Annotated in this window: 9 protein-coding genes; 5 read left to right on the top strand and 4 right to left on the bottom strand. The window is 39.6% G+C overall.

The annotated features are described in order from the left end of the window. The 3 genes from K2Y18_08885 to K2Y18_08875 form a co-directional block, all read left to right on the top strand. A partial coding sequence (locus tag K2Y18_08885; protein ID MBX9805848.1) for an FtsX-like permease family protein occupies positions 1–927 on the top strand: 927 nt, incomplete at its 5' end. A 3-nt stretch (positions 928–930) separates the two neighbouring features. Further along, on the top strand, positions 931–1620 hold the full coding sequence (locus K2Y18_08880) for an ABC transporter ATP-binding protein (protein ID MBX9805847.1): 690 nt from the start codon (positions 931–933) through the stop codon (positions 1618–1620). 160 nt (positions 1621–1780) lie between these two features. Further along, positions 1781–2629 carry a biotin/lipoyl-binding protein gene (locus tag K2Y18_08875; GenBank protein ID MBX9805846.1) on the top strand — a complete coding sequence of 283 codons (849 nt, stop codon included), beginning with the start codon at positions 1781–1783 and terminating at the stop codon, positions 2627–2629. Positions 2630–2802: 173 nt separating this feature from the next. Here the strand turns inward: K2Y18_08875 and K2Y18_08870 are convergent, their stop codons facing one another. After that, positions 2803–3771, bottom strand: a complete 969-nt coding sequence (locus K2Y18_08870; protein MBX9805845.1) for a hypothetical protein — start codon at positions 3769–3771, stop codon at positions 2803–2805. Positions 3772–3994: 223 nt separating this feature from the next. Here K2Y18_08870 and K2Y18_08865 point away from each other — a divergent pair, with 223 nt between their 5' ends. Next, positions 3995–4432, top strand: a complete 438-nt coding sequence (locus tag K2Y18_08865) for a hemerythrin domain-containing protein (GenBank protein ID MBX9805844.1) — start codon at positions 3995–3997, stop codon at positions 4430–4432. A 23-nt stretch (positions 4433–4455) separates the two neighbouring features. Next, positions 4456–5049, top strand: coding sequence for a hypothetical protein (locus K2Y18_08860; protein ID MBX9805843.1), 594 nt, complete (start codon positions 4456–4458; stop codon positions 5047–5049). Positions 5050–5626: 577 nt separating this feature from the next. Here the strand turns inward: K2Y18_08860 and K2Y18_08855 are convergent. The 3 genes from K2Y18_08855 to K2Y18_08845 form a co-directional block, all read right to left on the bottom strand. Next, the gene (locus K2Y18_08855) at positions 5627–6787 is read right to left on the bottom strand and encodes an SDR family oxidoreductase (GenBank protein MBX9805842.1); all 1161 of its coding nucleotides are present in this window, start codon (positions 6785–6787) and stop codon (positions 5627–5629) included. A 273-nt stretch (positions 6788–7060) separates the two neighbouring features. After that, entirely contained in the window at positions 7061–9526 is a 2466-nt protein-coding gene (locus K2Y18_08850) for a hypothetical protein (GenBank protein MBX9805841.1), read from the bottom strand. 410 nt (positions 9527–9936) lie between these two features. After that, positions 9937–11706: a pentapeptide repeat-containing protein gene (locus K2Y18_08845; protein ID MBX9805840.1), complete on the bottom strand. Its 1770-nt coding sequence runs from the start codon at positions 11704–11706 to the stop codon at positions 9937–9939. Positions 11707–12038: the final 332 nt, after the last annotated feature.

Genomic DNA, 12038 nt, shown 5'->3' with positions numbered 1-12038 from the left:
TTATGGAGGGTTCGTGGAATTGGCGGAGTGGCGTGGGCAGCTCCGCTTTTTAAAAACCTAATGCGCGTAAAATTGCCTGATGGTCGGACAAAGACTATTGATATGACAGGAGTTGATGACGCTACACTTGTGGGAGCCCCCTATAAAATTATTGCAGGGAATCTTTCTGATTTTAGACGTAATGATGCTATTTTTGTCGATCAAGAAGCCGCTCGAACTCACCTGAGAGTCCAAACGAACGCAAAAAATTACCGCCCCTTAAAAATTGGGGATGTTCTTGAAATTAATGATCGGCGTGCTGTGGTTGTCGGCTTGGTAAAAACAACACGTAACTTTGTTCTTCAGCCACAAGTTTATACGACCTATAGCCGAGCTTTGCGTTATGCCCCTCCTTCACGCCGCCACTTAACATATATCCTTGTGAAGGCGAAACCAGATCAGGATTTAAATGAGTTGTGTGAAAAAATTAAAATAACAACACAACTATCCGCTTACACGGCTGATGAATTTAAAACAGTGAGCTTAAAATACTGGATGAAAAGTACGGGAATCCCCATTAACTTCGGCATTTCTATTTTGCTTGGATTTATCGTTGGCGCAGCAATTGCAGGGCAAACATTTTACAATTTTGTGCAAGATAATCTGAAGCATTATGCAGCCTTAAAGGCTATGGGTTTAAAAAACAAGATTCTCGCACAAATGGTAATGCTGCAAGCTACAGTGGTTGGCCTTGTAGGTTATGGTATTGGAGTGGGATTAACAACAATATTTGGCATTCTGGTTCATGATACTGTACTCGCCTTCCTCATGTTGCCTTCATTACTGCTATTTGCTGGTATTGGTGTACTGATCATTGTAATGTTCTCTGCTATTCTTGGCATCCGGCGCGTCTTGAGTGTAGACCCTTCTATCGTGTTTCGGGGGTAGCATATGCTTGCCATAAAATGTTCAGGAATAATCAAAACCTTTAGTACCGGAGAAGTTGAAACTGTTGCTTTACGGGGGGTGGATTTGGAAGTTTCAAAAGGAGAATTCTTGATGATTGTGGGGCCTTCAGGGTGCGGAAAGACAACTCTCATTTCTATTATTGCAGGCATTTTGCACCAAGATTTTGGTAAGTGTGAAGTTGAAGGTCACCATTATGAGAACATGTCAACAAACGACTTAATGGAATTTCGTGCGAAAAATTTAGGATTTATTTTTCAATCGTTTAATCTAATTCCAACGTTATCTATAGCGCAAAATGTGGCGGTCCCTCTTATGATAAATGGAATGCCTCATGATAAAGCAGTGAAAGTGGCTGAACAAATTCTTGTTGAGGTTCAATTAAAAGATAAAATGCAAAGCCGCCCTACCCAACTATCTGGAGGACAACAACAGCGCGTAGCCATTGCACGTGCATTAGTTCATCAACCATCTTTACTGATTTGTGATGAGCCTACAAGCGCTTTGGATCATGCAACTGGAACAAAAATATTAGAAATCATGCGGCATATAAATAAAAAATTTAAAACCACTTTGGTGGTGGTAACTCATGACAGCCGTATTTTTCAATATGCAGATCGTATTGCATATATGGATGATGGCCGAATAGAAAGGATCGAAACTAATTATGAGTAATTTTCTCAAAAATCATGTCCTCACCTTCTTTGAGAGGTATGGGAATAAAGAAACATTCATTTACTTATGGAAAGAGCACTTTCTCGTTTTAATTGCGGCTGTAGGCTTTTGTGCGGCGGTAATATTTTCTTTTACACTGGGCCGAAACAGTTCACCCCCCATGTATGATTGCACACACCCTGCATCAGCTCCCTATCTTCATAATATTTCTGGCACAGGGTTTGTAGAAGCTAATACTCGCAACATCAGTATCGGTTCTTTTTCCAGTGGTATTGTTTCGGAAGTATATGTGAGTGAAGGTCAAGTTGTAAAAAAGGGGACCCCATTGTTCTCCCTAGACAATTCCATTGCTCTTGCTGATATCAATTTAAAGAAAAGTCAAGTTGATGCGGCAAAATCAAATCTTGAGATGACGCTTGTAATGCTTCGTGAAAATGAAGATCATTTAAAACGAGCTGAAAAAATGAAGTCTGGCCTTTCAATCAGTTCTGAAGAACATCAAAAGAGGCGATTTGCTGTTGAGAAGTTGGTAGCCCAAGCAAAACTTCAAGAAAGTGAGTTGGCACAATCAAGAGCTCAGCTAGATCTGGCTATGATAAATTTCGACCAATTAACTGTAAAAGCGCCCTTAGAGGGAATTATTTTAAAAGTTGGTATACTTTTGGGAGAAAAAATTTCTGAATCATCTCCATCCCGGAACAACCTAATTTTAATGGGCAATCACACACCCTTGCATCTCAGAGTTCAAATCGATGAAAATGATGGATGGAGATTTGATGCTCAGTCTAATGCTACTGCGTATTTGAAGAGTAATAGTGACATTAATTTCCCTTTAAAGTTTGTTCGGCTTGAACCTTATGCACAACAGAAGCAACAAATTAGTGGAGAAAGCACAGAACTGATTGATACTAGAATTATTGAGTGTGTATATGCGATGCCAAATAACGTTAAAGATATATTTATTGGACAACAATTGGATATATTTATTGAAGCCAAACAGGAGCCATAAACTATTAACGTAAAATGCCTATCAATATTAGAAAGCACATAAAATTTGATTGGCAAACAATTGATAAATGATAAATATTGATTGTTTAGATATGGGGAAAATCATCTCACAAGCTTGATTTTGTGATGCCCTCGACAAAAGTCAAATTCTCACGTCCTTACCATCCGCAGATCTTATAACTTCATACTTCCTAGATATGTTCCATCTGGATGAAAAGTCATTTCTAAAGAAACAGCATTTGTAAAAATTTCTGTTTGATGGGTAAAAGGATCTATTCGAGGCATGGGAAGGCCAATAATTGTTCCTATATTTTCTGCAATAGTGGAAATTAATTCTGCTTGATTTAAATGGTGCAAGAAATTGGAAAAATTATCTATGGTAAAAGTAATTTTACCTCTGACTCCTGGATCATCCAGATTCTTTGCATATATGTAAGGCATTCCCCCTAAAAATTTAATTTTCCCCTTTGCTTGCAGGCTATAAACGGCTCCAACAGGCATTTGTGCTAAAGCTGGCGGGGCTTTAAGGTACATTTCAAGCTCCCTATCTATTAGATAATATTGCCCTTCTCCCTTAACTTCATAAATGACAAGCCGGCCTTGACAAGTTTTATGATTCTCATCTTTTCGAGAGGAACTCTGCTCTTTACCTAATTTTACTTTGAAGGGAATTACGCTGAAATCATGAATTTTACATATACTATTTTTATAATACAAGTTGCTTGTTATTGTCTCGCCTTCTAAAACACTCCCGTTTGCAAGGGAAATCTTTAGGCTCTGAATGTTTATAAAGAGATTATAATTTTTCAGGAAAGATTTAAAAAACTCCTTATAATTAGGCTCTATCAAAATACTACTTGCACTTACATTAGTAAATGTGGGGTTTAATCCCATATTTTTTATAGCTACTTTATGCAATATGATGCTTGGAAGCTTCCAAACCCGCCAATTATAGTGAATACTCTCAACATCAATTACCAATTCATGTGATGAGGCATATGATGCAAATGAATGTCTTATGTAATAAGGCACACCGAGAAGGATTGAAGATATAATTAAGCATGGAACTGTAACCTTATAAATTATCGAACTCCAAATTGAGTCTACTTTCTTTCGACTTCTATTTTGAAATTTCATTTTCATATCATATTCTTTCAACAGCTCTTTTGTATCCTATTTATATTCTCTGTGACGAACAAAATCATACGTTAAAAATAGTAGTAAATTAACGTATTGGTTGAAAAGGAAAGAGTATAGCTTTAATTTTGGTTGTTTCAGTGACAAAACGTTTAGCACGATTAGCATGCAAAAATGTTTAAAAATTTATATGCGATAGTTAGAAACAAAAAGTACAAAGGAGAAGATTATGAATATTTTTACTTACTTAAAAAGGGATCATGAAACTGTTGCGGAGCTATTTGATAAGATACTTTCAACTCGAAGCTCAGATAAGCGAAAAGCAATATTTGATGAAGTTGCAAAGGAGTTACTTATTCATATACAAGCGGAAAGTTCAACATTTTACGAGGCTTTAAGGGCGTTTGAAGAAGCTGCTGAATTAATAGGGCACGCTGAAAAAGAACACACCGAAGTAAAAGATTACATTACAAAAATTTATAAAATATCTATCGAGAGTGAAAAGTGGATAGAACAATTTGGGGAACTTAAGCACTCAGTAACCCATCATGTTGAGGAAGAAGAAGGCGATATTTTTGAAATGGCAAAAAGGGTTTTGAGTAATGAGCAGGCAACTCAGCTTGCTCTTGACATGCGCACTTTAAAAGAAGAACTAAAGGCAGCTTAAACGAAAACTAAAAGGAAGCTAAAATGACAAAAGAAATAATCCCCCATACAGAAACTATTAATAAAAATGTAGACCTGATCATATTAGGAGATAACAATCAGATTTCGGCCCTGTTTAAGCGGCCACAAACGGCTGAAAATGTTTATGCTGACCTATTACGCCAAGGATACAAGCCAGATGACATTGATCTTGTTATGTCTGAAAGTACTCATAAGAAATGTTTTTCTGACTATACGGATATTGAGGCTACTGACTTAGGTAATAAAGCATTAGAAGGGCTTGGAGTTGGTGCTGTGATAGGAGGCTCCGTCGGCGCCTTAGCAGCTGCTTTCGCGGCTGCAGGGACTTCTTTAGTAATTCCTGGGCTGGGTCTTATCGTTGCTGGATCCTTAGCAGCAAGCCTTGCAGGAGCTGGTGCAGGAGCCGCAGCAGGAGGATTAATAGGAGTACTAATTGGTTCGGAAACACCAAATGAGCACGTTAAGCTTTTTGAAGAAGGTCTTAAAGGAGGAGGCGTGGTCATATCAATGAAGGCCAATTCTCATAAAGAAAGAGAAGAGCTGCATAAACAATGGAGTGACTTTCAAGAAAAAGAATCTTTTACGCAAGCAGCATAAAACCCTTATAAAAATGCCCCTCCTCAGCATGAGGGGCATTAAATACCTTTATGATAAATCAATTTTTTCAAGATCTTTACGGGATGTGGAGCAATCCTTTAAAAATCGTATAATTTGTGTTGCCCCCGGGGAGAATCGAACTCCCACCTCTTTTGATCAACAAATTTTGAATATTTTTCAATGCACTTTCTAGTATTCCATTATTCAACTCGCGATCCTTGCAACCAATTGCTTAAGCATTTTTTTTCTGCCTCAAGTTGCTTCACCTTTCGGACTTAAGCTGATTACATCCCGCCATACTAGGATTTCCAATCATAAATTGTTTGTTGAGAAATGCCGAGGTTGAGAGTTAGGTCTTCAACACTGGTCTGGTTTGCTATATGGAGGGCCAATGTGATCTATTCTTCTGTAAACGTGTTCATTTCATCTAAAATTCTTCTTAGATTCCGGTTGATTCTAATTGAGAATTTCTCAACCCCAATGGTCTTGTTTAGAGAGAGCAGACCAAAGCGTTAAATATCCATGGAAGAGCACTTATGGTATTAGTTTAGGCCTTTTTGGTTTAGGGTGTCTTAGTTTAAGGAACCCGCATCAAAGGTGATGCAACATCTCCTCCATCAACGGGGAGATTTGCGCCGGTAATATAGCCCGATTGATTTCCATCAGCAAGAAATAGAACGACAGAAGCAATTTCTTCAGGCTGAGCGACGCGTTCCATAGGAACGCCGACGGAAGCTTTCGCTGTAAACTCGGCATCACTACCAGGAAAGGCGGCTCGTTCTAAGGGGGTATCAACAGGGCCTGGCGCGATCACATTAATGCGTATGGGGGCCCGTTTCTCTTTGATGGCACGTTGTGCCACTTGATTAGACAAGGACTTCGTGATGGAGATGACAAAGGCTTTTGCGCCCGCATAAAGAGGTCTATGGGGATCCGGAATAATGCCATTGCGGCTCGACGTGTTTATAATGGCCATGGGCATATCTTTAGGCTGCTTTGAAAAAGCGAAAGCAATTTCCCATTTTAAACAATAAAACACCCCAAAAATACTGGTTGCCAGGGGGCTTTCACTATAAGAGGAAGCCTTTGTGGTTTGTGATGGATTCGGTGATTTGCAAGTCTGGTTTTCTTGACAGGGGGAAGTTGGTTGTGGTGGTGGCAAGCGATACACAATGGATCCGTCTTCTCCAATCAGAGAGTCAAATTCTAATTCTGTGACATTTCCGCCAACAGAAGCATCGCCGGGTTGAACGCCAGCATTGTTAAAGCAAATATCCAATCGTCCATATTTTTCATAGATGTTCTGGATCGTTTCTTTGACTTTGGATTCCACGCGAACATCGCAAGGCACAAATTCGATAGTTTTGGCCTGCTCCTCAGTTAAATGGCCTTTGATATAATCTTGGGAACCAAGCCATTTCGATTTGTTTCTTCCACAAACAATTACATGACTTGCGCCTTCAGCGGCAAACTTAACAGCTGTTGCAAGGCCAATTCCTGTTGTTCCACCCGTAATAAAAACAACTTTATCTTGAAATCGTTTAGAAGAAGTATTTCCTGAATTTGGTGGGGTGACGTCATTCTTAAAATCTTTGGTAGGCTCTGCCTTCTGCACAAGGTCGGCCTTAGAAACTTTGCTCTTCTCTTGAGCGACCAGTGGACTTAAATGGAAAAGGGCTCCCAACACAAGGATATAGTTTACGAAAAGTAACTGTTTGAAAAGTGTATTTAACTTCATAAAATAAATGTTACCATATAGTATATAGAATGCAATATAATTGTATGTCTAAGATTTGCAACAATCTGAGTAGATAATTGTTTTCCGGACAATTATGACGATTGAGGGAACCAAAATCATCCCAGCGCTCAGTATCAACTTGGATTAATGAATGATATTGAAGTTAGTTGTCCTGTCCCCCCTATATCAGGTCCATAAAAAAAGTTAGGATTTGGACGTAAAACTAGGAAGGATAATATGACACGAAAGAATTATCACCGTTAAGCCTGAGGTCTAAGCCTTTACATGGGGGTCGGTAATGTAAATTGTATCCCCATAGAGCTTGTAGACATCTTTTTCTATAGGAATGTTGCTCTTCTTCCCGTCGACACCTTGCTCCAAAACCATCACAGTGACTTTAACGAAGGCTATAATCGCCCTATACTGCTCATTAATCCGCATTTGAAAAGCAAGATCCGCATTCGGAATGCCCGCATACATAGGAATAATATAATGGAAATCGAAATCACCTGGAAGATTCTTCATTTTGCCTATGGCATCTTCCATGTCGCTTGCATCTCGAATGGAATCTCGAATCTTGTAAACGTTATCCCAGGCTGCAGCGGGGATCTGGGATTTTGTGCGCTTAACAGGTTCTTTCATGTCGGAAAAGGGCCCCTTAACAAGCTGTGCCTTAATGCTTTTTAGGGCGGGAGAATTCTTCTTACCCTTTGTGCTTGTGGGGTTTGTATGCTTCCTCACTTTTTTGGTATGACGACGATCCTTATTTTTAGCCAAAGTCTTTTCTGCTTGGGCCTTGACTTCTTTAGTAGGTGATTCATCACGTCCAATCTCCATAGGCAAATATAATTTTTGCTCAACTTTAGCTTTCTTTCTTAAGGCTTCCATATGTATTTTGTTGCTTTCTTCCTGTTCAGCAACAAGAAGCGTTTCTTCCAATCCGGAAAGTATCTGGGTAAGAGCATCTACACTCACCCTCTTTTCAAAAAGATCTGAACTCTTTTCAAAACTTTGCTCAAAAGCTACGTAAGCACTATGAACCTTATTTAGTAAGGCCTCAACAGTTGTAGATCCGCCGTCAGCTTCTACCAACGGTCCTTTTTTACCTTCAAGCTGCTTAAGTAATTGGGCGTGTAGCCCTTTTACTGCCCTCACGTCTTGCTCAATACCATTTTGTTTAGAAGCTATTGCCGCATCTCGGGCAACATTCTTTTTAGTCTTGGAAGCAACTGATGTTCTTCTATTTAGCAATGCTGCCTTTCTTTCAAGAAAATTGATCAGACCTACTGATACTGATATACCTTGCCTCCTAGCCTCCAAATAACTTTCCAAAGCTTTAGTATAGTTTTTCTGCCCCAGGTATATAGCACCAATAAGATTCGCAACGGTCCAATTATGTTTAATTTTCTCAAAACATACCAAGGCCAATTGATTATTCCTGTCCACTCCTTTTGCACCCTCAAAGTAAGCATTACCCAAATCTAATGCACACTGTTTGGATCCAAGTTCCATGCCTTTTGTAAGCCATTTTACCGCTTCTCTATTATTCGCCGGAATATCTTTGTAGCCAGGATCTTCAAGAAATAAAATTCCGAGGTTTATCATTGCCCTTACATGACCAAGCTCTGCAGCCTTACGAAGCCAATGAATTGCTTTGTCTTTGTTTTCTGGGGAGTCTTCACATCCGCGAGCTCTATATAAGCTGACAGCTAAATTGACCATGGACTCTGGGTCGCCAGCTGATGCTGCCCTTTCAAGCCATGAAACAGCCAGTCTTTTGTTTTCTGGAGAGTCCTCACATCCGATAGCCCTATTTAAACAAATACCTAAATATCCCATAGAGGGTATATTTTCGGCCAATGCTGCCTTTTCATACCAAAAATAGGCACCCTTTTTGTTTTTTGGAGAATCCTCACAGCCAATAGCGCTATATAGACGAGAGGCTAAAAGCACCATGGAAGTTACATTGCCGGCTAATGCCGCCTTTTCAAACCAAAAAACAGCCAGTCTTTTGTTGTTTGGAGAGTCCTTACATCCGAGAGCTCCATCCAAACAAGAAGCTAAAGCCAGCATGGCATATACGTTGTCGGCCAATGCCGCCCTTTCATACCAATAAATAGCGTACCTTTTGTTGTCTGGAGATTCCTCACAGCCGATAGCATTATACAGAAAAGAAGCTAAGAAAAACATTCCATTGGAGTCACCAAGCTCAGCTGCCTTTCGACCCCAAAAAAATGCTTTCTCCCTGTTTCCAGGGGAATCCCTCAAACCTACCGCCTTAGAAAGACAACCAGCTAAGGACACCATAGCACGTACGTTGCCGGCCAATGCCGCCCTTTCATACCAAATTACAGCCTGGTTTTTATCTTCTAGAGAACTATCACAGCCTTGAGCCTCAAGATAATAATCTCCTAAATACACCATTGCTATGGTTTCGCCATTTTCAGCGGCTTTCTTATACGAAGAAAAGGAAGCCTCATTATTGGTCTTCACGTTTGAGTCAACCAAACCGTTCTTGTCGCCTGATTCGGCCTGAATATTAGATTTTCTAAATAGAGACTCATCCGTTGTAGGCATTAAGTCTCCTGTCAATGAAGAGCCCCGCGCATTTAGGGATTGTGCCAAATAATCATCATTATTTGATTCGCCATTTAATCCATCCATCGCTTGAGCTTCAAATGACAATAGTATTGAGAAAAACGCAGCAACAGAGAGAAGGAATTTATTAGAGTTTGACATGTAACTACCATTATAAATGGTTAAACTCTCATTATCAAATGGCATTTAGATCTGAGATTACAAGTACTAAATCTCAACTTTAGAATTTCCTCATTAATGCTCACTCTAAAATCGGAGAACTAACGAATTAATTAAATCGGACATATCAAATATTCACGACACATAAAAAATATTTCCTCTTGATATATACTTTCTCAATCGCCATAAATAATTTGGCAGTCGTTAGGGAATAGCTTAATTAATACGTTTTTGTTTGCTAAAAATAATAAATGAGTATATTCTACGCGGTTACATTTAGCTCTTCAATGCTATCCGTGGCGGTTGTTCATGCGGGCGATCAGGCCGAAGACCTGAATTCTGATGCTGCCCCTAAACGGCAAGAAAAGGGTGTCCATGCTATTTGTGCTCGCTCACTTATTTCTTTTGGTACCCATTTTTCCCCGGAGCTTTGGGGTAGTTGTTAAATTGTTTGCTGGTTTTATGGATCTCTTCTTTCCCGCTGTTGGTTCTGTAACAACGCTTGCTGACACAGGTGTGGTTTGCAATCCCCCTACATTGGGAGCGACGGATGAAGATGCCGTAACTGCCGCCTTCTTTTTGTCGGCTTTCTTTTTCTTCCTCGATGATTTCGCTTTTGATTTAGCTTTTGATGGTTGTCCCTTTACCAAAACGGGCTGTGGACTCTCCACAACACCCAAAGCTGGTATCAATGCAAACCCTTTTATGGATAAGGGAGGCATTGCTCTCCTTTTCCTCTTGGAAAGCACCCTGGTCTTAGCTTTTACTGGCTTTAGCTTTGCTTCTTTTTCATGCAAATTCGGGATATATTTCTCGTCCCTTAACGTAGCTCTTTTTAAGAATTTGGCTTCTTTATGATCCTTGAGATTTTTCCTATCTCGCTTTCCAACACGCTTATCTTTCCTCGATTTTGGGGAAATCTTCTTTGTATTTGTTATCTTCTGATTTGGATTTTTAAGATCAACGATCCATCCCCCATTTTTACTCGTGGAGTGGATGTCCTCAACATAGGGTTGGTATTTCTCACTCGTTAGAATATCTTTAAAAATGGTCCACTGCACACCCATTATTCCACTTGGGTTGTTTAAGCCTCGACCCGTCACAATTTCAACGGAAGGGCAACCCCGTGCTTGAGAAGCTTTAACAAATTTTTCAACCCATTTGTACTTAATACTCAACGGTATCTTGCCGTGTAAATCAAGCCGTGGCATTTTCAAGCTGTTCTTTTTGATGCGATCTTCTAATGTCCCGCCGAGGAGTTTCATTTGCACAACAATAATCGAATGATCATATTGAGGATAAATGCGCTCAACCAATCCTTTAAAGTAGGGAGATCTTAGGATTTCGGCAAACTCTTTTGTCAATTCATGGAGGTCAAGTGCTGTTAGGGGTATTGGCGATTCGGCAGATTGATCTTTGATCGCTTGTAAATTTCTAAAATCCACCATGGTATGAGAATGACTCTGCCGTTGAAGTTCACACAAATTCTCAAATAGTGTTTGATGAATTTCACTCAAACTGCAGCTGCCTTCAAACATCATAGACAGGGGATTACCTGTTAGGTCTGAGATCTTATCCTTTATTTCTTGCTCGTGAGCCTGCTTCGACGACAAACCCCTTAAATCTGCAAATAGGGTGCCCTTAGCAGAGCGAATTCCCTTAATTTTAACATCAAGTATTTTCGCTCCCTTAAAACGGGCTCCGTTAAGAATGGCTCTCTCAAAATCAGCCCCCGTTAAATCGCTTTTCCGACAATCTGCCTTGGATAGATCCGCCCCTTCAAATTTGGCATAACACAAAAGGGCGCCATAAAATATCACGCCCCTCATTTTGCATTTGGAAAAATCAGCATAGCGAAGATCGTAGGTGCTCAGATCAAGTCCCCGTAAGTCAAGTGCCCTAAAATCAAGGAACTGTTGATCTCTAAACCTTTGGTTAAACTCAGCTTCTGAAAGCGTGTTGTGCGATATAAGCCTTTTATAAATTTCGTCCAAACACTCAGAAGATAGAGAAGACCTTTTAGGGGAGCTTGTGAATGGTGGCTGAACCTCTTCATCCGTCAAAGCAAGGTATTCCATTGCTTGACAAATCCCAAGAGGGCCAAAACCGATAGAGGAGAGCCCTAAAATGATGCCCCAATATATAAATGATCTTGATATCATCCTAGGCTCCACTTTTATAATTCATAATTTTAGCTAGGTGAATTTGGAGTGTATCGAGTTCTTGTCAGAAATGCAAATTGGACCAAATGGGACTTTCCCATTGAAAAGAGGGATATTTTCCTTGAAATTCCCTATGACAACACCCTTTTAAATAATATAAAGAATTTTGTAATACCTAGTAAAAGATAGAGTTTCCCTTAAACATCATAAGATATGTTAATCCTAAATTTAATTGATATCGATCTTGTAAACTACTAATGAAACTCAAGATGAACAATTTTAGATCTGTTCTCTGTCAATACCTACTCTAGGAAGTTTGCTAAAACAAAATT

This window comes from Alphaproteobacteria bacterium, from assembly GCA_019746225.1.
Classification (GTDB): domain Bacteria; phylum Pseudomonadota; class Alphaproteobacteria; order Paracaedibacterales; family VGCI01; genus VGCI01.
This window is presented reverse-complemented; position numbering and strand designations above follow the sequence as displayed.